25 protein-coding genes are annotated in these 25,946 nt (G+C 67.5%); 9 read left to right on the top strand and 16 right to left on the bottom strand.

Translation table 11 applies throughout. The features are described 5' to 3' along the window. Positions 1-4: 4 nt before the first annotated feature. On the bottom strand, positions 5-598 hold the full coding sequence (locus QHF84_RS07780) for a hypothetical protein (protein WP_281312557.1): 594 nt from the start codon (positions 596-598) through the stop codon (positions 5-7). A 52-nt stretch (positions 599-650) separates the two neighbouring features. After that, entirely contained in the window at positions 651-1,457 is an 807-nt protein-coding gene (locus QHF84_RS07785; RefSeq protein ID WP_281312558.1) for an arylamine N-acetyltransferase, read from the bottom strand. 105 nt (positions 1,458-1,562) lie between these two features. Between QHF84_RS07785 and QHF84_RS07790 the strand changes: the two genes are divergently transcribed. Next, entirely contained in the window at positions 1,563-3,521 is a 1,959-nt protein-coding gene (locus QHF84_RS07790) for a NusA N-terminal domain-containing protein (protein ID WP_281312559.1), read from the top strand. Between the two features lie 25 nt (positions 3,522-3,546). Here QHF84_RS07790 and QHF84_RS07795 read toward each other — a convergent pair whose 3' ends face one another. From QHF84_RS07795 to QHF84_RS07810, 4 genes are all read right to left on the bottom strand, one after another. Continuing rightward, positions 3,547-5,049, bottom strand: a complete 1,503-nt coding sequence (locus QHF84_RS07795) for a lipase maturation factor family protein (protein ID WP_281312560.1) — start codon at positions 5,047-5,049, stop codon at positions 3,547-3,549. Positions 5,050-5,178: 129 nt separating this feature from the next. After that, positions 5,179-6,060 (bottom strand): hypothetical protein, encoded by an 882-nt coding sequence (locus QHF84_RS07800; protein WP_281312561.1) that lies wholly within the window; start codon positions 6,058-6,060, stop codon positions 5,179-5,181. A 228-nt stretch (positions 6,061-6,288) separates the two neighbouring features. After that, positions 6,289-6,927, bottom strand: coding sequence for a hypothetical protein (locus QHF84_RS07805; RefSeq protein WP_281312562.1), 639 nt, complete (start codon positions 6,925-6,927; stop codon positions 6,289-6,291). A gap of 455 nt (positions 6,928-7,382) precedes the next feature. Beyond that, complete coding sequence (locus QHF84_RS07810) at positions 7,383-7,646, bottom strand: hypothetical protein (RefSeq protein WP_281312563.1); 264 nt, start codon at positions 7,644-7,646, stop codon at positions 7,383-7,385. A gap of 104 nt (positions 7,647-7,750) precedes the next feature. On the opposite strand from QHF84_RS07810, the gene QHF84_RS07815 reads away from it, so the two are divergent. The 4 genes from QHF84_RS07815 (at position 7,751) to QHF84_RS07830 (ending at position 11,263) form a co-directional block, all read left to right on the top strand. Beyond that, positions 7,751-8,446 (top strand): YafY family protein, encoded by a 696-nt coding sequence (locus QHF84_RS07815; protein WP_281312564.1) that lies wholly within the window; start codon positions 7,751-7,753, stop codon positions 8,444-8,446. A gap of 47 nt (positions 8,447-8,493) precedes the next feature. Further along, positions 8,494-8,868: a VOC family protein gene (locus QHF84_RS07820; protein WP_281312565.1), complete on the top strand. Its 375-nt coding sequence runs from the start codon at positions 8,494-8,496 to the stop codon at positions 8,866-8,868. 60 nt (positions 8,869-8,928) lie between these two features. After that, a complete protein-coding gene (locus QHF84_RS07825; RefSeq protein WP_281312566.1) occupies positions 8,929-9,843 on the top strand; it encodes a fibro-slime domain-containing protein in 915 nt (304 codons plus the stop codon). Positions 9,844-9,967: 124 nt separating this feature from the next. Next, positions 9,968-11,263, top strand: a complete 1,296-nt coding sequence (locus QHF84_RS07830; protein WP_281312567.1) for a hypothetical protein — start codon at positions 9,968-9,970, stop codon at positions 11,261-11,263. A gap of 13 nt (positions 11,264-11,276) precedes the next feature. On the opposite strand, the gene QHF84_RS07835 is transcribed toward QHF84_RS07830, so the two are convergent. Then, positions 11,277-12,200, bottom strand: coding sequence for an FHA domain-containing protein (locus QHF84_RS07835; RefSeq protein WP_281312568.1), 924 nt, complete (start codon positions 12,198-12,200; stop codon positions 11,277-11,279). A 146-nt stretch (positions 12,201-12,346) separates the two neighbouring features. Between QHF84_RS07835 and QHF84_RS07840 the strand changes: the two genes are divergently transcribed. Beyond that, complete coding sequence (locus QHF84_RS07840; RefSeq protein WP_281312569.1) at positions 12,347-13,798, top strand: caspase family protein; 1,452 nt, start codon at positions 12,347-12,349, stop codon at positions 13,796-13,798. Between the two features lie 12 nt (positions 13,799-13,810). Here the strand turns inward: QHF84_RS07840 and QHF84_RS07845 are convergent, their stop codons facing one another. The 4 genes from QHF84_RS07845 to QHF84_RS07860 all read right to left on the bottom strand — a co-directional run bounded on the left by QHF84_RS07845 (position 13,811) and on the right by QHF84_RS07860 (position 20,269). Further along, positions 13,811-16,330 carry an SUMF1/EgtB/PvdO family nonheme iron enzyme gene (locus QHF84_RS07845; RefSeq protein ID WP_281312570.1) on the bottom strand — a complete coding sequence of 840 codons (2,520 nt, stop codon included), beginning with the start codon at positions 16,328-16,330 and terminating at the stop codon, positions 13,811-13,813. Between the two features lie 21 nt (positions 16,331-16,351). Continuing rightward, positions 16,352-17,296, bottom strand: coding sequence for a protease HtpX (gene htpX / locus QHF84_RS07850; RefSeq protein WP_281312571.1), 945 nt, complete (start codon positions 17,294-17,296; stop codon positions 16,352-16,354). 220 nt (positions 17,297-17,516) lie between these two features. After that, positions 17,517-19,019: a hypothetical protein gene (locus QHF84_RS07855; RefSeq protein ID WP_281312572.1), complete on the bottom strand. Its 1,503-nt coding sequence runs from the start codon at positions 19,017-19,019 to the stop codon at positions 17,517-17,519. A gap of 248 nt (positions 19,020-19,267) precedes the next feature. Then, positions 19,268-20,269, bottom strand: coding sequence for an AraC family transcriptional regulator (locus tag QHF84_RS07860; RefSeq protein WP_348652846.1), 1,002 nt, complete (start codon positions 20,267-20,269; stop codon positions 19,268-19,270). A 34-nt stretch (positions 20,270-20,303) separates the two neighbouring features. Between QHF84_RS07860 and QHF84_RS07865 the strand changes: the two genes are divergently transcribed. Next, a complete protein-coding gene (locus tag QHF84_RS07865; protein ID WP_281312574.1) occupies positions 20,304-21,230 on the top strand; it encodes an NmrA/HSCARG family protein in 927 nt (308 codons plus the stop codon). 39 nt (positions 21,231-21,269) lie between these two features. Here QHF84_RS07865 and QHF84_RS07870 read toward each other — a convergent pair whose 3' ends face one another. Then, positions 21,270-21,704, bottom strand: a complete 435-nt coding sequence (locus tag QHF84_RS07870) for a hypothetical protein (RefSeq protein WP_281312575.1) — start codon at positions 21,702-21,704, stop codon at positions 21,270-21,272. Positions 21,705-21,810: 106 nt separating this feature from the next. Next, positions 21,811-22,596, bottom strand: a complete 786-nt coding sequence (locus tag QHF84_RS07875) for a hypothetical protein (protein ID WP_281312576.1) — start codon at positions 22,594-22,596, stop codon at positions 21,811-21,813. A 259-nt stretch (positions 22,597-22,855) separates the two neighbouring features. Between QHF84_RS07875 and QHF84_RS07880 the strand changes: the two genes are divergently transcribed. Next, a complete protein-coding gene (locus QHF84_RS07880) occupies positions 22,856-23,860 on the top strand; it encodes a VCBS repeat-containing protein (RefSeq protein ID WP_281312577.1) in 1,005 nt (334 codons plus the stop codon). 45 nt (positions 23,861-23,905) lie between these two features. On the opposite strand, the gene QHF84_RS07885 is transcribed toward QHF84_RS07880, so the two are convergent. Beyond that, entirely contained in the window at positions 23,906-24,622 is a 717-nt protein-coding gene (locus tag QHF84_RS07885; protein ID WP_281312578.1) for a hypothetical protein, read from the bottom strand. Between the two features lie 86 nt (positions 24,623-24,708). Then, entirely contained in the window at positions 24,709-24,879 is a 171-nt protein-coding gene (locus QHF84_RS07890; protein WP_281312579.1) for a hypothetical protein, read from the bottom strand. Between the two features lie 2 nt (positions 24,880-24,881). Between QHF84_RS07890 and QHF84_RS07895 the strand changes: the two genes are divergently transcribed. Further along, entirely contained in the window at positions 24,882-25,076 is a 195-nt protein-coding gene (locus QHF84_RS07895; RefSeq protein WP_281312580.1) for a hypothetical protein, read from the top strand. Here the strand turns inward: QHF84_RS07895 and QHF84_RS07900 are convergent. Continuing rightward, positions 25,073-25,927: a CBS domain-containing protein gene (locus tag QHF84_RS07900; RefSeq protein WP_281312581.1), complete on the bottom strand. Its 855-nt coding sequence runs from the start codon at positions 25,925-25,927 to the stop codon at positions 25,073-25,075. The genes QHF84_RS07895 and QHF84_RS07900 overlap by 4 nt on opposite strands. Between the last annotated feature and the right edge of the window lie 19 nt (positions 25,928-25,946).

Consider the following 25,946-nt stretch of genomic DNA (forward strand, 5'->3'; position numbering starts at 1 on the left):
CTCGTTACGGCAGCACTCCGCAATCGCAGCATACTGGGTCATCGCTCTGGCCCCCGAACATGGGGGTGCACTCGCCGGCGCTGATCTGCGCGGTGGACGCGTGCCCTTTCTGGCCCATCGGCGTGAGCTTCAGCTTGAACTGCAGGCGGATCTCATCGCATTCCGGCACGGTCTGGCAGACGTCGCTCTTCCGCCTTTTTTGCTCGATGATCTCCACCTGCTTCACCGTTTCGCCCTTCCGTTCCAGGTCGGCCCCCTGCTCCTCGACGAAGACGAACTCGTGATCCTCGCTCGTTTCCACGACACAACCTGCCGCCACGAAAGACAAGACGAGGCAGAAGGCTCCCCCGCCGCGCACGTACCGTCCGATATTTTGCTGCTTCATTGCGATATCCCCCATTTGGCTCGCTCTCGACGGGTGCGGATCCGTCCGAGGCGTCGCCGTTTCGCGCAGTTGCAAGCGCCATTCCTCATGGGGTCGCCTGGCCGCGCGCAGCGAATCGAGGAATGGTCGAGAACCGGAAGGTCGGCGGGTCGGGTCGTGAGGCTGGATGTCCAGGAAAACCGGTCGGGTCGGGCGTGAAAAACGTTTTCCCATGCGCGCAGAAACAACCCACCCACGCACCTGTATCCAGCTCGCGCAGCGCCCATTACGGGAGGCGTTCGAAGGCGGCTTCGAGCTCGGGCGTGTCGGGTACGGCGAGCAAAAAGTCGCGCTCCAGGGTCCGCCTCAGGTCCTGGGCGTTCTCCAGGGCACGACGTTCGGTGGGGCCGCCGAGGTGGTGAACGGCAAATTGCCGGTTTCGAAGCGTGTAGCGACGACCGGGGATGGACCGGGCCACCATCAATCCGGTGCGGAAATGCGAGCGTGGATGGGTCGACAGGTAGTAGTTGTAGATCTCGAAGTCGACCGGATATTGTGGTTTGAGGTCAAAGCGGTAGGTCGTCTTCCAGTCGTCGCCGATCTTCGACTGCATCAAGACATCGTCCTCCCTCGGGAGCAGCCGGAAAGGTTCGTGGGGGGTCGGCTGTTCCGTGCCGAGCTCGAGGCGCAACGGACCGGTGAGGACTTGTCCACCGAAACCGACATCGACGATGTACGGCTCGTCGCCCAGGTCGATGCGCAGGAGCATGTGGGTGCGCGGCGTGATCGCGTCCTCGGCGGCGTTCCAGAGCACGCGCGCGGCGAGCGCCGTGACACGAAAGCCGAGGGCCTCGAGCGCTGCCTGAAAGAGGCGGTTTTGCTCGAAACAATAGCCGCCTCGTTGCCTCTCGACGAGCTTTTGCTCGAGCGCCGGAAGCTCGAGCGGCACCGGCCACCCGAGCAGCGGGTTCAGGTTCTCGAACGGGATGGCTTCGGTGTGGCGGAGGATGAGCTCGCGCAGGGAATCGAGCGTTGCCGCCCGCGGCCCGTTGTAACCGATACGTCGAAGGTACGCGTCGAGGTCGATGGTCATCTCGTCTCCTCCGGTGAATGTGAGGGGCCTCGAAGCTTCGGGCCAGTCGTATCGACTGCGCCCCTACCTCGACCTCATCTGCCTTCGGCGGTAGCATCGCCCTCGATGTTCTCCACGTCTCATCAAGTCTTCATCGACGAGCTCGTGCGCACCCGAGAGCTCACGCGCGAGGCGGTCGTCGCAGAGGTCGTCGCCCTCGCCCGCGACGCCGCGATCCGCATCCTCGGCACGGGGACGCCCCTCGTGGTCGACCTCCTCGAACCGTCGGACCGGCTGCAGGTATTGCAGAGGCTCACGGTCGTCGACACCGTGCGCGACGCGGCGCGGGAGCTCGCGCTGGCCGACGCGCGCGTGATCGTGCCCGAGGCGGAGGTTTCCGACGAGCTCGGGATCTCGATCGACTATACGCACGATCCACGCGAGGCCGTGCGCCGGGAGCAGCTCGGCGCGGTCGCGGACAAGCTGCCGCTCCCGCTGTGGGCCGAGGGCCTGTGGCACGCGCTCGGCGAGGCGCTCAATGGCTACTGGCTGCGCCATTTCCCCGCGCCCGTGGCTTCAGAGGGCACACTGTGGACGCTCTTGCGCGACGGCGGCGGCTGGCTCGTGGGACACGCGGCGCGCGAGGGCGGCACCACGCTCCGGGTCGAAGGCGCGTGGTTCAGGTTCATTCGCTTGACCCCGCACCATGGGTGGGTCGACGCCGGGCTCGAGGTCGTGGTCGAGCGCGACGGTGGCATCCATCGGTGGCGCTTGCCGTGCTCTGGCAACGACTCGCTCGCGCTGCGGTATCTCGACGTGCCGACGGGACCGGATGCCAGGGACAACTTCACCCGCGCGCTTGCGACGCTTTGCGCCGAGGTCGACGCGGCAGGTATCGAGGGTTTGTCGGAATATACGGCCTGCGAGATCCTGATCACCGCGGCGATCCTTCCGCCGCGGCCGGGCTCGCTCTGGGCGTGGTGCGAGGAGCACCTTCCCGCGCTGCTCGGCGGGCATCGCCACGCGTTCACGCTCGCCGGCCGCGAGCTCGAGCTCGCGATCACCTCCGTCTTCGCGGCGGACCGCAGCCTGCGCGGCTTTGGCAGCAGCAGCGTCGGGCTCACGCTCACCGATCGCGGCACCGGCGAGACGGCGCATGCAGGTCTCCCGCTCGGTGGCCTCACATGCGCGGCGCTGACGCGACCGGGACCGGATGCGACGACCGAGCGGGAGCTCGCGGCGATGGCGGCGACGTTTCGCGCTTGGCTCGACGTGCATGTCGTCGATCACCTGCGGCGTGAGCCCTTCGAGCTCGTGGACGATTTTTTGTATGCAATGGCGGGCCACTTCCCGCTGGTCGACGTGCTCGCCGCGCGTGTGGAGCACGGGGCGCCGCCGCCTTTGCCCGTGCCGCCCTTCGATTCCGATGCGCTCGATCGAGCCGCGTCGCTCGTGCGCGCGCCCGCCCCTGCGACGCTCGCGCGTGCCCGCGATGTGGTGGGCGATGAGCGTCTGCTCGCCGTGTTCGAGGCCGGTCCTTACGCAATCGTGCTGGCGGACGATCTCCGGCGCGCGTTCCCCTTTGCCGGCGCGTTCGTCGGCCTGCTCGCGCCCGACGTGGACGGGATCTGCGAGGTCCTGCGGGTCGATGTCTGGAACCCGCCGAGTCGGGCCATCGTCGACGGCGACGCCTTCGCGTTCCGGCGGCTGTGCGAGTGGCTACGCGAAGCGATCGTCCGCGGCGGGCTCGACGCCCGGATCACGTATCATGGCGAGGACGACGACGCGGAGGAGGATGAGGATGAGGACGATGAAAACGGGGATGACGACGCGGTGGAGCCCGAGGAGCCGGCGAGCCTCATGCTATCGGAATGGCTGCGCTTCGGCTTGCCCGACGTGGGTGATCGCTTCCTCGTCGATTGGCGATACCAGTGGCACATCGCGTTCGCGGGTTCCAGCATCGTCGAGTGCTTCGGCAGCATCTACGGCATGAACGGCGAGCAACGCGCGCGGATTGGCGAGCGCGATCGCCGGGTGTGGCGGGCCTTCCTGCACGACGTGATCGATCCGCGATTCAGCACCTGATCGGGCCGCGGCTGCGGCGATGAGCCTACGCCGGCGCCGCGGCATTTTTCGCAATCGAAATCGCCGGGAAATAAAGCCCGAGCCTCTCCCGCTCCCACCACTCACCCGTGCGGCGTCGCGTCTCCGTGTCCGTCATCCGGTACTCGTAAAGAACGGCGCGCACGTAGCGTGGTGGATGATCACGGAATGGGCAGCGCTGGAGCAGCGCGAGCACCTCGGGCGAGCCCTCCAGCAAACGGACCAGGAACCCGACGAACCAAGAGGGCGGCGGCCCGAGCGCGGCGAACCACATCTGCCAATCGAGGCGTGGTTGATGCGGCGCGACCCAGGGCAAAGGCCTGCGAGGATCGGTGGGCTTGTACCGGAACTCGTATTCGAGCCAGCGGCCTCCGTCGTCGGACCCCTCGATCACGATCTCGGGTCGACGCACCGTCATGACGCTGAAGAGGCCGTACGTGTTGACCGAACGCAGCGGCACGAGCGAGCCCAGCAAACGCGAGAGAAACCGCGGTGGGCTGCGAGGGCCATAACGTTCGAGGTGCGCGCCGAGGGTGAGCGCGAAGAGGAGGCTCGCGGCCGCTCCGATCACGAAGCGCCGTACGCCTCGCATCGGCCGCGCGGGCCCCGTGGCGCGAAAGAGGGTTTTTCCGAGCAGCGGCTCGTCGTCCAGGACCCATGAAGCGAGCACGGCCGTGAGCAAATTGAAAAATCCATAATTCCCCGTGGCGGCGATGCCCGCCTGCAGTCCAGCAAGAGGCCAGAAGGAAAGCCGCCGGAGGCGCCGGGGAGCGAACGCAAGAAACGGCACGACGCACTCGGAAAATAACGCGAGCCGGGTCGACATCCGGTGGACGGGGTAGGGGAGCTGATGCGCGTACCAGCCGAGCGGCGTCGGGAGCGGCTGCGTCTCGTAATGGTAGCCGAGCGCGGTGCGGTTTTTCCACGTGGCATCGCCGGATTGGAGCTTCGCCAGGCCCGATTCGTAATAGAGCCGGAAGGCGTGCCATCGCAAGAGCAGCACCGCTTGCCATGGTGGGTCTTCCCGGCCGAAGCCCGGACGCAGGCCACGCGGCGCGACCAGGAGCGCGTGCAGGCTGCTCTCGAGGAGGAGCGCGTCCCATTGAAAGGAGAGGAACGCGCCGCCGGCCGAGACGAACGAGAGGTAAAGCGCCCAGAGCAGCAAAAGCACGGGCCGAGGAGCGACGTTCAGCACGAGCAGCGCCGCGAGGAGCTGGCCTGCGCGGCAAGCTCGGACGAGCGTGGCGTCGGACGCATCCAGCCAGAAGAGCGACGGCACGGCCTGGTAGCCCTTGGGTCCCAGGACGTATCGGGCGCGCTCGAGCCGGTCTCGAATGGGGAGGATCCCGCGGCGTCCATGAAGACCGAGCACCTGCGAACCGAGCGAGGTGAACGCGAGGTAATGGATCACGCCGAGCAAGCGCAGAAACAGCCATCGAACGGCGCGGCTCCGGGCAGGGCCGGGCGCTCGACCGAGACCCTCGTGGATGAGCACGGGCCTTCGCGACATGCCGAAACCCCGCAGCGGAACCTACGGCCCGCCGTTGCAGCCCGCGAGTGCCGCAAAGCCGCCCGCGTGAGGCTCGTCGTCCAGCCGGACACGTCCGGCGATCGGAGGCTCGCGCTGTTTCCGCTCGTCCTATTCTCGTTTCAGGATCGCGTCGACGGTCTCGACGTCGATCTGGGGGTTGAAGCTCGCTCGTTTCACTTCGTTTGGCCGCAATACCACGAAGTCGGGGTGATCCCAGCGCGAGTTTTCCGTCCACACACCCCCGCGCACGACGAAGCGGCGCCCTTCCCATGCGCCATTCAGGTCGTAGGTGTATTCGCGGGTCGTCACGTTCGCTCCCACGTAATCGTACGTCTTCACGTCCGGGGTGGCCACGAACAGGACCGTGCGGACGTGCACGACGTCGCGCGCCCTCGTGTCACGCGTGATCTTCGTGATGGCCTTGTAGACCGGCAGGTTCCAGACCTCGTGCCCGGGGTCCCTGTCGATGATGAACGGGCGCCGATTCTTGAAAAGCTCGACGACGAGGACACGATGGAACGTGTGCGGCAAGATGTCCGCGTAAACATCGTTCCACTCGCCGTCATTGCGATCGCCGACGGTGGGTGTATCGGTCACCGCCTCGTACGTCTTGAGAAGCAGCGCCTTGAGGTCGCCCACTTTGAAGCGTAGCGATCCGTGGACGATCGGCTTGTTCGGCTCGGGCTCCATGATCGACGCGAGCGCCCACGCGAAGCATAGACCCGACCATGAATCGGCCCGCGCATCGTACAGCTTCTCGCGCTCGTACGCCGCCGCGGTCGTCGTCTTGTGCTGGAACGTGCTGCTGTAGAGGTCGTACTTCTGGAGGGGCGAGAGCTCTCCATTCTTCGCCGCGAAGAGGAAATCGTCCACGGTGGGGAACCACCACGAGGACCACGGCTTGATCGTCGCTTCCGCGGAGAACTCCCCCTCCGGTAACAAGAGGTTTTTCCGGGTGGTGGTCCCACGTCCCTCGGTTACTTCCTCCACGGAAATCTCCACATCGCTGTCGTCTTCCGGTGCGACATCGCCGCACCCAGCGAGCGTACCGAACAACATCAGCAAGAGGGCAGCATGATGGACACGAGACGCCATGGTGGAACTCCTCCGTGCAAATGAGCAATTGGCCCGCGTTCTGGACTCCGACGGCTACAGACGGGAAGAGCCGGAGAGGCTGACCGCTCGGCGGTCCGCCTCCCCGGCGCGAGACGTCTCCTTCTACTGTTGCGGCTGCTGCGGCGCCTGCAAATTGCCGGCGCAGGTATTGACGATATTGCCGGTCTCCCTCGCATCCACGAAGGCCCACGATCCCCGGGCGTCCTTCAGCTTGGCATCACACAGATCGGCGACGCTGCTGAACGACAAGAGCTCCTTGCAGTCGTTGACGGTCACATCGCGCTTGAACGTGGTTTCCACTTCGGTGAACTCGCGACAAGGCGCCTGGACCACGACGCTCTTCACGTGGCCTTTGTTGCCCATGTCGCTGACGCAGGCCTTTTCGCAGCTCAGCTCGGCATGGGTCGAGCTACTCACCTCGAGCTCGATCGGGACGAGGGTCTCCTTCTGCTTCCAGGTGACATCCGTGCGTGTGCACGAGATGCTGAACCACTTGGCATCCCTCTGCCAGCCCATGGACCGCGGGTCGCCGCACCTGCTCTGGATTTCCTCGAACGTGAACTGCCTGGCGCAGGTGGCCTCGGACTCGATGGGCCGATACCCCTGCTCCCCGGCGGCGAGGGCCTCCGAGGTGGTCGCGTCCATGAATGCGACGGAACCGAACGCGATGGCAGTCAGACCGATGGCGAAAATGCGCTTCAACATGGCTTCCTCCGGTTTGCGTGGAGAGAGCGCCCGCACCTCGAGAGCCCCTCACGCACTGCGCCCGCAATGCAATCGTTCGGCCGCGGGCAAACCCGGACGGACGTCTCGCTGGAGCCCGCGCTCCTCCGGACAGGCCAGGATTCTCGTGCCCCGAGCGCGAGCGCGGGTGCGCCGATGCCCCCATGAGCAGACTGCGCGCAGGTGCGGTTGGCGCATTCGGAGCACGACGCGGCGTCAACCCGAAGAAGGTCGCAAACCAAAGCCCGGCGGGAGCGGTACGAGAGCCGAATGCGGCGACATGAGCGGGTGTGGGAAGACCGAAGAGGCGCCGCCATCGGGCTTGACCGTACCCGGGGCACTCTGGCATGGCCGCCCCATCCTCCACGTGCCCCTCGACGCCTGATGAGCTAACGCCTCACGAGCCCATTCTCCCCGGAACAGCACGTCGTATTCGTGGTTCGTCGCCCGATTCGCCGAAGGCGGCAAGCACGTCAGCGGTGCCGTCCCCCGGACTCCGTCTGGTCGGCATGTACGCGGCCGATGGGCTCGACGTGCTCGCCTCCCGGTGGCTGCGGAGGGGGCGGGGTGGGCTCGGCTTCCAGCTCCGCCTCGCGCAAGGAGGGGCCCTCGGCCGGCGAGCCGATCGTTGCCCATCCTTGCTCGCGCACCTCGGTCTCGTCGGCCGAGAGCTCGTGGTAATGCTGCTGGCTGAAGACGGTCGAGCCGGGCGGTTTTTGTGGTTTTTGCGGGTCCATGTCGGAGAGCCCCCTGGAGCCTCGAAGGTCTCGCGTCGAGCCCCCGCCACGAGCGCGGCTGGTGTGGCCGAGCGGAGGGAGCTGGTTCAGGCTACGTTCCCCGTATGTCTCGCGCTTCCCGCCTGCTCGATCTCCTGGAACTGCTGCGCCGCCGCCGCGCGCCGATCACAGGCCAGGCGCTGGCCGAGGAGCTCGGCATTTCCATTCGCACGCTGTATCGCGACATCGCGACGCTGCAGGCGCAGGGCGCCGATATCCAGGGCGAACCGGGCCTCGGGTACGTGCTTCGCCCCGGCTTCACCCTCCCGCCGCTGATGTTCTCGGCCGACGAGATCGAGGCCCTCGTGCTCGGCTCGCGCTGGGTCGCGGTGCGGGGCGATACGCGCCTCGCGGCGGCGGCGGGCAATGCCGTGGCGAAGATTCGCGCCGTGCTGCCCGACGATCTCCGCGAGAGCGTCGACGCGGCCACGCTGACCGTGCCGATGTTCCGCGGCGAGCCGGTCGCCGTCGATGTCTCGGTGATCCGCGCCGCGATCCGCAAGGAGCAGCGGCTCGTCATCACGTACCAGGACCAGAACGGCGAAGCTACGACCCGCACGATCTGGCCCCTGCTGATCGGCTTCTTCGACAAGGTGCAGGTGCTCGCCGCGTGGTGCGAGCTCAGGCAGGATTATCGCGCTTTCCGCGTCGACCGCATCCGCTCGGTCGAACCGAAGGACGAGCGTTATCCACGCCGGCGCGCCGTGCTCGTCCAGGAATGGCGGGCCAGACAGGGCATTGCCGCTCCTGCCGGAAACTGACAGTCGCGAGGTGCATACCCTCTGCGTCCACCTGATGGAGATGGGAAATGCGTACCCTGAACTACCTGCTGCTGGCCGTCCGTGATCCGCTCCGAAGCGCCGAGCTGTATTCGAAGCTCCTCGCGCGCGAGCCGGTCGAGAGGTCGAAGACCTTCGTTCTCTACGTGCTGCCGAGCGGCCTGAAAATCGGCCTCTGGCTCGCCGATGAGGTCGCGCCGGCTCCGAAGCCCGCCGGCGGCGTCGAGATCTCGTTCAGCGAAACGAGCAGAGACGCCGTCCTCGCGACGTATGCCGAGTGGACCAAGCTCGGGCTCACGGTGGTGCAGGAGCCGACCGACATGGATTTTGGCTTTACCTTCGTGGTCGAGGATCCGGACGGGCACCGCCTCCGTCCCTTCGTCCTCGCGGCCAATCCGCGCTAGGCCCCTCGTCCTCGGTTCGTATGACGTGTTCGCGCGCCGCGGCGGTGGTATCATCCACCAATGCGCGCCACGATCCTTTCTCTCTTCGGCCTCGTGTTCGTCCTTGGTTGTTCGTCCGGTCAGGGCTCCGGATCCCCGACGGGTGCAACGACTTCATCTTCCGGCTCGGGTTCGGGGGGTGGGGGAAGCGGCGGCGCGGGCACCGGCGGCGCGGGCGGCGAAGGCGGGCTCAACCTCACGACCTCCTCCAGCGGCAGCGGCGGCGACACCGGCGAGGAGTGCTTGAACACGCTGACCATGCGGGTGCGCGACTTCTCCGAGAGCCACCCCGACTTCCAGTGGGGCGACCATCCCAATTTTCCCCAGATCGTGGGTGTTCGTCCGGGCATCCTGGCCGCCGAGCTCGCCAAGCAACCCGACGGCAGCTTCAAGCCGGTGTACGCCGCCGGGAACGACGTCAGCCCCAATGGCCCGAGCTACGCGCCCTTCACCGGCGCCGCCAATTTCGACGCGTGGTATCGGGACACCCCCGGCGTCAATTTTGCCACGAACGTGCAGATCCCGCTCACGGGCAATGGCACCACGCTCGTCTACGACGACGCCAATTTCCATCCGATCGATGCGACCTTCGGTTTCGGCGACGAAGGTTTCGTGCTGAATGGCATGCCGAACAACTGGCACTTCACCACCGAGGCCCTCGTCTCCTTCCGTTACAAGGGCGGGGAAGTGTTCACGTTCCGCGGCGACGACGACATCTGGGTGTTCATCAATCACCGCCTCGCCATCGACCTCGGCGGCATCCACGGTCCCGAGCAGGGCGTCGTCGATCTCGACCAGAGCGCCGCGGCGCTCGGCCTGGTGCCCGGCGGTGTGTACGACCTGCAAGTCTTCCACGCGGAGCGAAATTACTCGGGCTCGAATTACCGGTTCGAGACGAGCAACTTCTGCTTCTTGCCGGTGGACCCGCCGAAATAGCGCTCTGCTCCGTCGGGGGGCGACGGCGAAGTCGCTGTAAGAACCGCGTCATGGTGCTCGTCGGGCGGGCCGCTTAAAACCGCGGTGCAGGTCATCGAAACCCCGCACCAAGAAGGACGACGCCATGAACACCAAGACCACCCTCCTCGCGTTTTCGTGCCTCTGCGCCCTCGGCTCGCTGAGCGGCTTCGCCCGCGCCGAACGTTTCATCGACACCTTCGCGGCCCCGCTCCCGCAGCAGACCCTTCCCGGCACGACGAGCCCTTCGCCGACGCTTTGGGTCGGCACGCTCGGCGGTAGCTCCCAGCCGGACGACGTGGCCTCGCAATCCGGGCTCGCGGGTGTCCTCGGCGGCGCCCGGGACACCACGCTGATGGCCTCGACCATGTCCAATTCGGTCACCTTGTCCTCCACGACGAACGGCGGCCGATACGCGCTCGGCTACGCCGCGGGCACGGGATCCTCGGGCCATTTGCTCCTCGAATACGGCGCGGCGGCGGACCTCAACGCGAACCTGAGCGGGGACGGCTCGGTCGCCTTCGAGCTGGAGATCGTGGGCGACATGGATAACAGCATCCCCACCCGCCCCGTGCAGCTCACCGTGACCGTCGCGAGCGGCGCGGTCCAGGCGTTCTCCACGATCACGGTCGTCAATGACGGCGTCTACCAGATTCCTTTCTCGAATTTTCCCGGCGTGAACTTCGCCGACGTCGATTACGTCAGCTTCGACTTCGACGGGGCGCCGGTGTCGGCGATCGATTACGATCTCATCGGCGGGATCCGCACCACGGCGTGCCTCCAGCCGAGCGGGAGCGCGGTCGCGGACATCATGCTCGACACGTTCGGCGCGCCCTTCCCGTCGCGCGCCTGGCCCGGCGTGGGCACGTATCCGATCCTGTGGGCCGGCAAGCTCAACGGCACGCTGAAGCCCACCGACACGGCCTCGCAGGCGGGCCTCTTCGGCGTGATCGCCGGGCAGCGCGACGCGGTGCTCTCGACGTCGAGCCAGACGACCTTCATCAACGCGGGCATGTCCTCGCTGGATGCCACGCCCACCCTCTCGTATGCGACGCCCTCGTCGACGTCGGGCATCCTGAAGCTCATCTACGGCAACCAGAGCAACCTCAACGCGAACCTCAGCCGCGCAAAGGCCTTCGAGCTGGAGATCCAGGGCGACATGAACGACAGCGTGCCGTACCGCCCCGTGCCTTTGACGGTGACGGTTCTGAGCGGCGCCGTCACCCGGTCGGCCACCGTGACGCTCCTCAATGACGGAATGGTCTACATCCCCTTCACGAGCTTCCCCCAGGTGAACTGGAACGACGTCGATCGCGTCACCTTCTCCTTCGACAGCAGCCAGGTCCAGGCCGTCGATTACACGCTGATCGGCGGCCTGCGCGCCTCGGCCTGCATTCCCTGAGCCGCGACGAACCTCAGGAGGGACGCTCGATCGCGACGCGGGCCGTCCCCAGGCGGAGCTGCCGCACGCCCTTGCGCCGCTCGACGATGGCCGTCGCGTTTTGCACCGCGAGCGATCCGAAGTCCTGGCGAACCCGATAGATTTCGACGTTCAGCTTGTTTTCGTCGATCGCGAGCATCCGGCAAAGCTCGTCCACCGCGATCCAGCCCCGCGACGGCTCGGGCAGCTTCGCCTCCTCCTCGTCGCGGAGGCGCGCACGGGCCAGCGTGAGCAGCGTGTAATGGTGGGCGCGCGGCGCGAGGACGTGGGGTGTACGGCCGAGCTCGATCCCCACCTCGACGCGCTCCTCGTCGAGGCTCACGCGGAATCGGAGGCCCACGCTGCGGATATCGGGCGGCTCGTCCCGCGCGTCCACCGTGGGCGCGATCGGCGCGGGCAGGTGCAGCGCGAACGGCTCGCTGCCGACCTTCAGCACCTCGCCGTCCAGCGCGACGCGCGCCTCGCCTCCCGCCTCGACGATCCAGCGCCCATCCGCGTCTTGCATGACGGTCACCTCCGGTTCGTCCTCCGAAGGGAGCGGAAGGAGCCCGCCCCGCGCGAGCAGGATCGTGCCCGTGACGAGCTGCCGCGCCTGCGCCAGCGGCGGGGACGCATCGAGCAGGGAGAACGCGACGGCGACGTCCCCGAGCGCGATTCGATCCGCCGCGGCGAGCACCACGGAGGCGCTCGGCTCGATGCGCTTGTCATTCAGGAACGTCCCGTTCCGGCTTCCGAAATCCCGCACCTCCCAGCGATCGCCTTGCCACGAGATACGCGCGTGCTCGCCCGAGACGCGCGGGTCCTCGACGCGCAGCGTGCACGCCGAGGAGCGACCGAGCACGCACCGCGCCGGCAGCGTGAACGCCTGCCCGGACCGCGTATCGACGAGGATCGCCATCCGCCGAGGGTATCGCTCCACGCCGGGAAGCTCAAGGGAAACCGGGCGCGCGCCGTAATATCCGCGTCATTGTGCTTTGCGCGGGCGCCTGTATCCTCCTCGAAGAAAACGAGGCCGTACGAGGGGCCCGGGGACGGAAAACAATCATGACGAAGCCGAACGACTACGCGTTGATCATCGGAGTTCACGACTACAGCGCCGCCGATCCGAGCGGGAGGAGCGACGTCGCGGGCGCGCTCTCCGACGCGCGCGCCTGGGTCCGCCAATGCCTCGCCATGGGGTTTTCGCCGGACAGGATCCACGTGCTGACGTCGCCGAAGCTCTCTCCCGAGGATTTCGGGCCGGTGGGCGCGTCGCTCGCCCTCGGCGAGGCGAGCCGTGAAGGCATGCTCGCGGGGATCCGGTGGCTCCTCTCCGAAATCGCGGGCGAGGTCCCGGCCGCCGGGCTTCTGACCTTTTCGGGGCACGGCGAGGCGTCCGGGGGCCACCTGCTCCTTTGCCCCTCCGACGTGACGGCCTCGCTCGACGGGGTGATCGACGTGGCCGAGCTGCGACAAACGCTCGGCCGTGGAAAGGCGGCGACGAACCTCACCGCGCTGATCGACGGCTGCCATGGCCAGGTGGGGCTCGATCGCGCGCAGAGCCTGCGTGGAAAGCTCCGCGCGAGGGCCGAGGCGTCGCCGGTCCCGGAGGGAGCCGGGGTCGCGGAGCGGGTCATCTCCGCGTGCCGGAGGGATCAAGAGTCCCAATCGAGCCATTTCGGGGGCGAACGGATGGGCGCATTCACCTGGGCGATGACGTCGGCCCTGGGGCAATGGCGGATCCGGCGGGAGAATGGCGTGAATCGGTCGACGGTATCGCACGGCGAGCTCCTTTCGCGGGCGCGCGCGCTGCTCGCCGCGCTCTCGTTCGAGCAAGAGCCCGTGCTCTCGGGGCCGCCGGGCGTCGCGGCGCTGCCCTTCCTGCACCCCGGCGACGAGGTGCACCCCGGCGAGACGAGCGAGGCGCCGGACGGCCGAAGGCCTGGGCGTCAGCTCGACGGGGGACAAATCAACGTCGGCCAGTACCTGCCCTACCAGGTGGTATGCGACCACGGACAAGGACAGTTCGAGGTCCTGGCCCAGATCTACGTCACCGCCGCTTCGGGCATGGGCGACAATCCACCGACGATCGGAAAGGTCTTCATGCAATCGGGCATGGAATACTGGGTTTTTCCGGACGATGTCATCAGCAAATTGAAGCAATCTTACGAGGGAATCCAGTACCTCCAGATCGTCGCCGGGTCTCCCACCTCGGCATCCATCCGCAGCAGCGACAATGCGTCGTACTTCACGGCCGTCGAGAAGACCCAGTGGAAGGGCGTGGACGGCGAGGTCGCGCCGGTCGACTCGTTCGTGTTCTCCGGCGGCAGCGGGACACTCGGAGGATTCGCGCTGCAATACGAGGGCGAGACCCCGACGAACGTGTGGTGGGTCCAGACCGGGCAGGACAACCTCGAGCCCAAGGACATGAATACGATGTTGTATGCGACGAGGCGTACGCCACCCAGCACCGACTTCTACGCCGCCTCCGTCTTCGAGCGGTTCAATCCGAACTGATAGACCACGCCCTCACGCGAACGTCCTTCCCACCCGCAGCCCGATTGCGCTTCGGCGCTGATCCGGGCGCAGGGCGAACCGCGCCGCTGCCCGGCAATGGTTCTCCACGCTGCTCCACGCCCCGCCCCGCACCGATCGGTATCCCGGATCCTCCGACGTCGCGACCTCGGCGATCAGGCGCCCCTCCTCGATTCTCGGCCCCTCGAACGTCCAGACGTTCGCGCAGAAATCGCGGCTGTTCCCGGCTCCGCCGCGCATCCCGTAAGGCCCCTCGTCGAGCGGATACGTGGATACCTCCACCCGACCCGGGTCTCCCGTGTGGCTGGAGAGCATGCACGCGAAGGTCGGATCGAAATGGTTTCCCCAGGGGAACGCGCGCCCGTCCACCCCACGCGTCGCTTTCTCCCGCTCGATCTCGTGCACGAGCCGGTACGGCTTCCTCGTACGGATCGAGAGCCACCGCGCATACTCCATGGCCCCGCGCCAGTCCATCAAGACCGCCGGGCCTCGCGGCTGCCACGTCTCCCCGGGATCGTCCTCTCTCAACACGAAAAGGCCATCGGCCCGCCGGGCATAGGAGAGCGCCTCGCCCGCCCCCGAGCGCGTGCCCGGGTTCGTCCGGGGACAGGCCCCGAGCGCCTCCGCCTCCCGACCCGCGCGGACGAGATCGTTCAAGAACGCGAGATACGCCTCGTTCGTGACGGGATACCGGCCGATCACGAAAGCATCGAGCCACAGGCGGCGCCGCGGGAAGCTGTCCGGCGCCTCCGGGTCCCCGCCCGTCCACGTATACCCCGCCGGCACGTACACCTCGTCGTCGAAAAGCTCCCCCACGCGTGGGAGCTTGATGGGATGTGGCTCCCTCCCTCCCGGCGGGCACCCATTCCAGGGCTCCCCTCGCTCGATGAGCACGGGATATTTCACCGTTTCATACCCCGGCGCATCGAGGACCAGCAGATGACTCCCCTTGTCGAGCGGGACCTCCACGAGCGGCGTCACGCCGAGATCCCCCACGAGCTCGGGCACGAGGCGCCTCTGGAACATCGTGTACCGATACAGCGTCACGCGCGCTCCCTCGGGATCGGTCACCAGCGAAAGCGCGCCCTTGCCGCTCAGGATGGCCACGTGCCGGCCCCGATCGTGGGCCCGCAAGAGCACCTCGAACCGCGCCACTTCGCCCTCGCGACGGCCTCGCTCCGCGTCGAGCAGTTTTTCCGTGTAATGGTCCGCGAGCAGCGCGTGCGCCTCCGGCAGATCCGGATCGATCGTCAGCGCGCCATGCATCCCCTGAATCCAGTTCGTTTCGAGCAGGCTCGCCTCGCGCTCGAGGCGCTCCGCTTCGTCTTCGTATTGCCAGCCGGGCAGCTTCTTCTCGACCGGATCCGACGGCCGCACCGAGGAGAGCAGCGACCTCGCCTCCGCCCGACGGGATTCGGCCCGCGCGCGCAGCGCCACGATCTCGGGTCGCGTCGCGTTCGCCTTTTCGAGCTCCGAGAGCGCCCGCTCCCGCCGCCTCGCTCCGTCGAGGAATGCCGTGATTTCCACCGCGAGCTTAGCGGCGTCCGCATGGCGATCCTCGGGCTCGCGCGCCATTGCGCGTTCGCAGATGGCCACGAGATCGCCGGGAACGTCGCCCGCTGCCGCCTCGGAGAGCCTGGGAGGATCGCCGGAGACGAGCCGCCGGTACGCCAGCGGGCCGAGATCCGCAAAAGGCGGTTTTCCGGCGAGCAGGTGAAAAAGAATGGCGCCCAGCGAATAAACGTCCGCAGCCGGGCCGTGGCGATGCACCTCGCCCCGCGCCTGCTCGGGCGGCATGTACGCGGGGGTTCCGAGCACGTCGCCGAGACGCGTCAGCGAGACGTCCTCGGATTCCGGCAGCGCCTCGGGCCTCGCGGGGCGCGTCGGGTCCTCGGCTGCGCCGTGCACGCGCCTGGCGAGGCCCCAATCCATGACCATCACCTGGCCGAACTCGCCGATCATGATGTTTTCGGGCTTGAGATCGCGGTGGATCACACCTCGGCTATGCGCATACCCCATGGTCTCGCAGATACGCGCGAATGCGTCGAGGAGCCGGCGGCGGCTCCAGCGAGCGCCGCCTTCGGTGACGTTGAATGCCTCGTCGAGGATCGCGCGCAGCGTGCGCCCGCGGACCTCGAGCATCGTGTACCAGAGCCGCCCGTCCGCGAGCTCGCCGAAATCGTGGATGGCCACGATGCCCGGGTGCTGGAGATCGGCCGTGAGCTTGATCTCGGCGAGGAACCGCGCCCGGATCGCTCCGCTGGGATCGGCGCCGGGCAGGAGGATCTTCATGGCCACGACGCGGTCGAGCATTCTGTCGCGCACGCGGCGCACCTCGCCGAAGCCGCCGCTGCCGAGGAGGCGCAGGTCCTCGTACCGGTCGGGGAGCGTCGTGGAGCCGGATCGCTCTTGTTCGACAGGGCCCGCGGGCGCGGTGAGCGCCGTCCGCCGCGCCTCCACGACGCCGCTCTCACCGTCGGAGGAGGACGTGTCGGGGATCGAGATGCGGGGCATGTCGCCCCAGGTTACCGATGATTACGTCGGCTCGGCAAGGCGGTGTCCGGTTCGAGACGGTCGGCCTCGGGAGAGGAGCCTTTCGATGCGCTCCTCGAGGGGCGGGTGGCTCGCGAAGAGGGCCATCATGCGGCCGCCGCGGATGCCGAACGCCTGCAGGCTGGTGGGCAAGAGGCTCGGCTCGCCTTGCTCCATGCGGAGCCTGTTCAAGGCGCGGGCCATGGCCTCCTTGCCGACGAGCTCGGCGCCGCCGTCGTCGGCGCGGAACTCGCGGCGCCGGCTGAACCAGGCGACGATCAAGCTCGCGAGGATGCCGAAGAGGATCTGCAGGACCATGCTGCTCACGAAGTAGGCGATGCCCGGACCTCGCTCCTGGCCGTCCTCGGAGCGGCTCAAGAATCGGTCGATGACGAAGCCCACGACGCGGCTCAGGAAGATGACGAACGTGTTCAGCACGCCCTGCAAGAGGGTGAGCGTGACCATGTCGCCATTGGCCACGTGCGCGATCTCGTGGCCGAGCACGGCCTCGACCTCTTCTCGCCGCATGTTCTGCAAGAGGCCCGCGGAGACGGCCACGAGGGCCTTGTCACGCCGCGCGCCCGTGGCGAAGGCGTTCATCTCCGGGCTGTCGTAAATGGCGACCTCGGGCATGCCGATGCCGACGTCGCGCGCGTGCTTCTCGACGGTCTGCAAAAGCCAGGCTTCCTCGGCGGTCCGGGGGACGTCGATGACGCGCGCGCCGGTGCTCCATTTGGCCATGGACTTGGACAGGAAGAGCGAGATCAGCGCGCCGCCGAAGCCGATCACCGCGGCCATGACGAGGAGCCCTGGCAGATCGAGCCGCACGCCCTGCTGCACGAGGAAGCGCTCGAGGCCGAAAACCTTGGCGAGAATGGCGAGCATGGCCACGACGGCCAGGTTGGTCAATACGAACAGGGCGATCCGGCTGATGAATTTCCCTTTCATTCGTCGTCTCCACGGTCCGAAAGGACTCGGGCAGGGAAAACCTGCGACGCCTCCGTCCCGGTGCAAGAGGCAAACCGGCGAAGCGCGCCGAAGCTTCCGCGAGCGACCGCCGCTCATCGTGTCGAGCCGCGGCGGACCGTCGAGCGTCTGGCGGGAAAAACGGGACCGAATCGAACGTGGAGAGGGCGAAGTGGATCCGTGCGGACCCTTGGCGTCGATCTCAGGGGATCTCGACGCCGAGCCTCTCCTCGAGGAAGGCGGAGAGCGCGGCCCGATCGGGCTCCGAGAGCGACGAGAACGTCGCGAGGTGGTTGCCGTTCGTGACGTTGAAGCGGATGTTGCCGCTCATCGCCGCCGGGGTGACGGCGCCGGCCGACCACGGGTCCTGGTCGGAGTAGACGAAGGCGACGCCGTCCCCGAGGCGGGCGAACTCCGCGAGCGCGCTGTTCTCGGCGGCGTCGAACACCGGCGCGGTCACGCCCTCGGGCACGAGCCCGCGCTCCATGTCGACGAGGTCCGCGGGAATGAGGCCCTCCGCGACGAGCTCGGCGCGCGGCAGGGCGGGCCAGCCGCTGCTCTGCTGCACCTCGTAGAAATAGGCGCCGAAGAACGACAGGTATGCGTCGGACATCGGATAGGTGCCGAAGATGCTGGTGACGCCGAAAAACGCCGACGTCAGATCCTCCGCCGTCGCGGTCGCCGGATCGGGCAGACCGGCGCAGTCGTCGGGGGTGCCGAAGTACTGCCAGAACAGCCACGGGTAGGAGAGCGCGGCGGCCTCGAAGGCGCGCGCGGGCTCGACGCGGGTAAAGGTGTCGCCGAGCTCGTCGGCGGAGCGCGCCTGCACCGCGGGCTCGACGGCCATGCGTTGTGCGCCGAGCACGGCGCGCTGGATGGCCTCGAGGCGGTCCTGGCAGGCGGCGTCGACGGTGTCGAAGAACGAAAGGAAGCGCGCGTCCTCGGGCACCATGAACGGGGCGCCGAAGGCGACGGTGGCGTCGACGTCGTCGGGGTAGTGCTGGCGGAAGCTCACCATGTCGACGCCGCCGTTGCTGAAGCCCGAGCCGATCCACGCGCTCGTGTACAGGTCGTGCAGGCGCACCACGACGTCGTGGGCGTCGTCGGCGACCTGCTTGCGCGTGAAGTGGGAGAAGTCGTCGCCGTTGCCGTTGTGGAAGCGCTTGTCCAAAACGAGCTGGTTTCCTTCGAGAAGAGTCGTGAGCTCATCCTGATCGAACCCGAGATAATTGCTGTAGCCCGTGGAGATCAGGTTCATGGGCCGGTCGAAGCCCCGGTGGATGAGCGTGAGGTACTGCTCGTGGGTGCCCGATTGCGCGTCCTGGTGATCGTTCACCTGCAGGAGCGTGAGGTCGTAGAGCTCGGCGCCGTCGTCGCTTTTGCCGGCCGGGCTGACGATGAAGCCGGCCGCCTCGAGCGCCGCGGTCACGCTGATGCACGATTGCGCTTTGCCGTCGACATTGAAGCAGGCGTCGCAGGCGGGGTTGTCGACGCCGGTGCCCGGGTCGGCCGAGCCTGTGCCCTCGCAGTCCGGATCGGGCACGCCGCAGCCGCAGTCGCAGCCGTCGGAGCCATTGAAGCGCTGGGCGTCGCAGGTCCACTCCGGCGGCACGGGGGTCTCGCCCTCTCCTCCGACGCCGCCGTCGGGACAGCCGGAGGCGAAGGGGAGAAGAAGCAGCGGTACCAGCCGTACAATCGATTTCATGTGGATGTGTCCTTCGGTGGGGGATTCAGGAAACGAGCATCTCCACCCCGCGCGCACGCGGCGCGAACGGCGCGCACCGTACCCAAGCCCAATTCATGCGCGAGGAGCGTTTCCGCTACCGGGACTCGCAAATCTGCGAAAGCTCCGTGCGCCGCGCGGATCTTTCTCCCCACGCTGCAAGGACCATCTTCCCGCAATGGCAATGAGCGACGCGTGTCGCTCCACGCAGCGTTACGGACGGGTCGTTGCTAGCCCTGGATTGCGCGGTGATGGGTCGGGCTCATGCCCTGCCAGCGCTTGAAGGCCTTGCTGAAGGACGGGAGGCTCTCGTAGCCGACGCGTTCGGCGATCTGGGCGATGGTGTCGTCGGTCTCGCGCAAAAGCTCGGCGGCGCGGGCCATCCGCCAGCGGGCGAGGTACTGGAGCGGCGGGTCGCCGACGGCCTGGGTGAAGCGCTGGGCGAAGCCGGAGCGGGAGAGGCCGACGAGCGCGGCGAGCTTGGCGACGGTCCAGGGCTCGTTCACGCGGGTGTGCATGAGGTTCAAGGCGTGGTGCACGGGGGGGTCGGAGAGGGCCTCGACCAGGCCGCAGCCCTCGTGGGTGGGGAGGTTGCGGAGCACCTGGACGAAGAGGACGTCGGCGAGGCGCTGGAGGACGAGGGTGCTGGCGGGGCCGGGGGAGGCGATCTCGGCGAGCATGAGGTCGATGGTGGCTGCGCTCCACGGCGGCGGAGCGCCGCCGGAGGTGGACACGACCACGGCCTGGGGGACGCGCGAGAGCAGGATGGGCCGCACGCCGCCCGTGTAGGCGAAGAATCCCGCGAGCAGGGTGGTGAGGGCTCCGTCGCCGCCGAGGCGGGCAGGGCCGGTGGCGGCGCAGGCCGGGCCGTCGTGAGCCGTGAACAGGTGGCGCGCCGTTTCGTCGCGGAGGGTGTGCGCCGTGCCGTGAGGGATGAAGACGACGTCGCCGGTGGCGAGGTGACGCGGAGGCTCGCCGTCGACCTCCAGGAGGGCGTGGCCACGCGCGATCAGATAGAAAACGGCGCGGTCGCGGGTCGGGACGCGCAGGCCCCAGGGGGAGCGGGCTTCGACGCACTTGAAGAGGGCGTTCGGGAGCAGGGACACGCTGAGCACGTCGGCGAGGACGTCGCCGCGGGGGTCCTGAAGGTCCAGCCGTTTTGGCGTTCTGGATAAGACGTTTGGACGACGAGGCATTGATCGTCCATACCGCGCGGCGTATGACTTTGCCATGAGGAATGCAACGACATCCGATTCGATTCTCGCAATGGGTGTGACGGCGTCCGCTCCGGTCCTCGTGACGGGCGCGACGGGCAGGCAGGGGGGCGCGGTCGCGCGGGCGCTGCTCGCGCGCGGGGCGCCGGTGCGCGCGCTCGTGCGCGACCCGGAGGCGGCAGGGGCGCGGGCGCTACGCAAGCTCGGCGCGACGCTGGTGCGCGGCGACCTGGACGAGCCCGCATCGCTCGAGGCCGCCTGCGCCGGGGCCCGCGGGGTGTTCTCGGTGCAGACGCCGAACCTGAAGAACCCCGAAGGCGACGACGAGCGGCGGCACGGCAAGAACCTCGTGGAGGCGGCGCGGGCGGCGGGCGTGCCGCAGTTCGTGCATACGTCGGTCTCGGGCTCGGGGGAGTATCAGCGCCGGCAGCCGGGGTGGGGCTCGCCGGCGTCGGGCGTCCACTACTTCGAGAGCAAGGAGTACACCGAGAAGCTCGTGCGGAGCGCGGGGTTCCGCTCGTTCACCTTGCTGAAGCCGGCGTTTTTCATGGAGAACTTCGTACGGCCGTCGTTTCTGTTCGCGAACTGGGTGGAGCCCCGGCTCCTCACATTGCTCGCGCCGGACACGGTGCTCTCGTTGATCGCAATGCAGGACGTCGGGGCGGCGGCGGCGGCGGCCTTCACGGACCCGGTGGCCTGGAATGGGGTCGAGCTGGAGCTTGCGGGAGACAGGCTGTCGTTGCGGGAGATCGCGGCGGTCCTCTCGGAGGCGCTCGGCACGCCGATCGAGGCGCCCTCGCTCACCGCGGAGGAGGCGCTCGCCCAGGGGCTCGCGCCGGTCTTCGTGGTCTCGCAGCAGCGGATGAACGTCGTCGACAGTCCCGCCCGACCGGAGCACGCGCACGCACGCGGACTTGCGACCACGGACTTCAGGACCTGGGCGAAGGCACACCTCGGGCGCCCCGAAGCCGCGAAATGAGCGCGCAAGAATCGGTGAGCGTGCGTCCTCGCGTATCCGTCAGTTTTCGTCGAGCTTGTAGACGCCGTCTTCCTGCTTGACTTCGATCTTCTTGAACTTCTCCGGCGGCCCATTGTCGGCGGCCGTTTTCCACGCCGCGTACCACGTGTCGAACTGGGCGGCTTGCCTCTCCAGAATGCGCTTGGAGACGCATTTTTTGAACGCTTCCTTGTCGCCTCGGCGCAGCACGTCGTAGATCGTCGCGCGCGCCTTTTCGGGCGTGCCGAGATCGAGGACCGGCGCGCCGCTCGATCCATCTTGCTCGGCGGCGCTCGGCGTCTCTTGCGCGGCGGCGCTCGGTGCGTCTTGCGCGGCGGCGCTCGGCGCGTTTTGGGCGGGGGCCGCCGTCGGCGGCAGCTCGGGCTCCGGGGTGCTGGTGGCGCAGGAGGAGGCCAGAACCAAAATGGCAAAGGCCGCGATCGTGGACGTCGACATGGGTCCGGCTTTACGCTCGGTGTCGGAGGATTGTCAAGTTGCAGTTGGCGAGCTCGGCGTCTTGCCGGGTGGCGTCGTAGGAAGGCATCACCTTCGATCGCCTATTTCATGGCCCGCCACTTCCGCCCGCGCCGCCGGACCCGCTGTTTTGCTGCGCGCCGCCGGCCCCGCCACTTCCGCCCGCGCCGCCGGCTCCGCCACTTCCGCCCGCGCCACCGGCCCCGCCACTTCCGCCCGCGCCGCCGGCCCCGCCACTTCCACCTGCGCCACCGGCCCCGCCACTTCCGCCCGCGCCGCCGGCCCCGCCGCTTCCACCCGCGCCGCCGGCTCCGCCACTTCCGCCCGCGCCGCCGGCCCCCGCGCCGGGCGAACAGACGATGGGGCCGCCGGGGAGGCAATTGACGCCCGACGTCGCGAAATACACCCCGATCGGCTTGTACACGATACCGGAGCCGAAGGTGAGTCCGTGGCGCCCGCACACGATGTTCCACACAATCGGCTGATAGAGGGGATACGCCTCCAGCCGAGCATACCCGAAAGCCGGGACGAGGATGGTCGAGTTCGCCTCGAGCGTGAACTGCTCGCTCACGTTGAACCCGACCGCCTTGGAGATATCCGAGTCCGCTGGCGTTTTGGCGATCGTCACCGATACCTCCGCCGTGACGCTCGACGCGATGGACAGGGAGAGGTTTCGGGGCCCCGCTCCTTCCGACGCGCTGAGCAGGTGCGCGGGATCCTCCCAATGAATCGTCTCCGGAAGGAAGGTGACGTCCTCGATGAGGATCCGACCGCGGCAAATCTCGCCCATGGCCTCCGCGACATCCGCATCGCCTTCGGCCTCATTCAGGGAAGCCGACTGGTCGCCCACACATCCGAATGCGTGGAGTGTCATCACCATTGGAATCCAATTTCGAATTAGGTTGAATGCCGGCATCGTATTGCGCTCCGTAGAACACGAGGACAAGCGTTCCACAGGCGACACCTAAGGCTCGTCACCCCGTGACGGGAGCCTTGGCGTGATGCTCGGAATTGCACTACGCAGCGAGCGCGAAGGCGCGTCTCACGCGTGCGCGGCGCGCTCGTTTCGCCGCCTCCATGGGCTTCCTTCCGTGGGAGACGGCGCGGAGACGGGCGCTCGTGAAGGAGGAGCCATGAAATCGTCGGCGGCATCGATGATGGTCCTGGGCGCGATGATGGCGTTCGGCGGGGTGGCCCCGGACGGCGGCGATGACAGGTGGCAGATCGTGATGGCGGCCGACTTCGATTCCGACGGGATGATGGACGTGCTCTGGAACGATCCGCACGACAACCTCGTCACCGTCTGGTTGATGGCGGGGGCGGTCCTGCGAGCGCCCGGGCCGATCATCACCGGCCCGCCGGGCGATGAATGGTCCGTGACCACCGCGGATTTCAATCGAGACGGCATGTCGGACGTGGTCTGGAGCAATGCGGACAGCAATCGATTCGCCGTGTGGTTCATGAACGGAGCGTCGGTGCTCGCGCCCGGCCCCGAAATCCCGGGGCCCACAGGGGACGATTGGGCGCTCGCGTCGGGCGAGTCCGACTTCAACGCCGACGGGTATACCGACGTGCTCTTCCGCCAAGCGAAGACGAACCTGTTTACCGTGTGGCTCATGAACGGCGGGACCGTGCTCGCGCGTGGACCGGCGCTGCAGGGGCCGACCGGAGACGAATGGAGCGTGTCCACGACGGCAGACTTCAACGGCGACGGCATGGGCGACATCATCTGGGTCGATGCGACGAACGTGCGGGCGGCGATCTGGCTGATGAACGGCACGGAGCTGCTCGCGCGAGGGCCCTCGGTATCGGGGCCACGCGGCAGCGGTTGGACCTTGGTCGCGAGCGCGGGCGACGTCGATTTTGATGGGATGGCCGATCTCGTCTGGACCAACGACCAACGAAGCCTGAGCGCGGTTTGGCGGATGCGTGGGACGTCGCTTCTCGCGAAGGGACCGCTCGTCGCGGGGCCGGAGGACGAGGGGTGGAGCGTCGTGACCACCGGGGACATGAATGGCGACGGGACCATGGATTTATTATGGCAGGCTGAAAAACCGACGCGCATGGCCACCTGGTTGATGCGCGGGACGAGCGTCGCTCAAGCTGGGCCCGTGATCGAGGGGCCGAAGGCTCCGTGACGGCCTGACACGGGACGCAGGGCAGCGATCCGCGGGCACGGCGCGTTACCACATCTCCTTCCAGATGGGCTCGGTATCGCCGGGAGGAAGCCCCGTACCCGAAACGGGGCCTGCGCCGACGAGCGTGCCATTCACGTCGATGTTGTCCAGCACGGCGAGGCCGAGGTTGTCGTGGCCGGCGTCCTGCCCCTCGTCGAAGACAATCGAAAGACTCTCGACTTTGATCGCGGGGATGATCCACCTGAGCCTGAGCCAGCCATCGCCGGAAGCCAAGACGACCGGCGCCGGCGACTTGCAGCCGATGGACGTGGCCGCGCCGCCCCCGAAAGGGGTGATGTCGAACCGCGGCGCCCCATGGCTACAGTGGGACCCGGCCGGCTCGCTCAGCGAACCCGGCTTCCAGATGTCGTAGCCGACCTCCGTCACGATCTCGCCTCTCGCGCCCTTGATCTCCATGCCCGCGGCCGCGAAATTGTCGGTCGGTCCCCTCTTGACGAGCAGGAGCCCCTCATTGCGACGATCTCTCGGGTCCCCCGTCTCACAGGCCGGATCGGAGAACGACCCCGTCGTGATGCTGCCGTCGTTCGAGATGCTTGCGTCCGTGGGGCAACCAATACCCGTGAGCCATTCCGCCTGGACGAGGAACGTGTTCGCGGGATCGAACTCGAACGGAGACGCCTCGAGCCTGTCGATCCAAGCATAGGCTACGCCCGTGCCAAGAACGAGAATCGCCACCGACGCAAGGTGCGCGCGAAGCTTCATGGAACCCCCTTGCAAGGCCGCGCCAGACGGTCTCCCGCCTCCTCGCGGCTCGCCTGCGCAACGTAATACACCCCATAGGCGAATTGTCAAAGAAGGAGCATCTCTCCCGCAATGCCTTCGTCCGTGTCGAGCGAAAAACTCCGCCTATGCCCGTGGTCCTCCGCGAGGAACGTCGCCGCCTCGACCGCCAGCGCCTCCAGCGCTCGTCGGTTCGCTGCGGCGAGCGGCCCGATCACCAGGAGCCGCGCGCCTTGCACGCGTGCAAATCGCTTCGATAGAGGTCGCTCGGTGGGTGTACCACGCGTGCAAGGCGGTCCAAACGATCTGCGCGGCGTGCAAGGTCACGCAGGATCTCTTCTTCGACGAGGTTCGCACGAGGTCCGCCCTCGCGACCGCGGACACGGACGAAGGCGACAGCGAGACGACGGAAGATTTGAAGCCGGTCGCCGGCTAGGCCTTCCGGCCGACGAGCGCCGCGAGGACGTCGACGTAGCTGATGATCCCGACGATTCGCTCGGACGCATCGAGGACGCAGATCGCCGCCTGACGCTCGTCGAGGATCTTGTCGGCGATTTCGAGCACCGAAGCATCCTGAGGGACGGTCACGACGCCGGTCCGCATGACGGAGCCGACGGTTTTTCCTTCCAGATCGCCTGCGTCGTCTCGATTCAGCATGGTCGCCGCGTCGCCCACCGAGGCGCGTAGCTCTCGACTGCTGAACATCCCGACGGCGCGCCCGGATGCATTGACGACAGGCAGATACCGCAGCTCCGATCGTACGAGGATCTGGATGGCCTCCCGCAGCGCGAGGTCCGTGCGTATCGTCATCACGCGGCGATGCATGATGTCGCGCGCGAGCGGGATGCTGCTCGGGCCTGCCGTGCCCTTGTGCGTCAGGCGCCCGCGCTCGGCGAGGATGTCCATGCTCGTCAGGATACCGACGAGATGTTCGCCCTCGTCGAGGACGGGCAGGCAATCGATCTGGCGAGCGACCATGCGGGCGCTCGCCTCTTCCACGCTCGCCTCCGGGCGCGTCGTCTCGACCGGGGAGCTCATCACGTCGCGCACGACCATGTCGAGCAAGGGTCCGCCCTTCAATCCGAGGATGTCTCGATCGCTCAGGATGCCCACGAGCGTCGCGCCATGCAGCACGGGCAGGTGGCGAACGCGCCCCTGGTACATGAGCTGTGCTGCGACGGCCACGCTTTCGGTATCCTGGACGGTCAAGAGCGTGCGGGTCATGAGCTCCTGCACGGGTTTGCCATCGAATCGCCTCGCTCTTGGCTGCATCGTCACGTCGCTCATGGTTTTGCGGGAATGCAAG

It is taken from the genome of Polyangium sp. y55x31 (assembly GCF_029946505.1).
Lineage (GTDB): Bacteria > Myxococcota_A > Polyangia > Polyangiales > Polyangiaceae > Polyangium.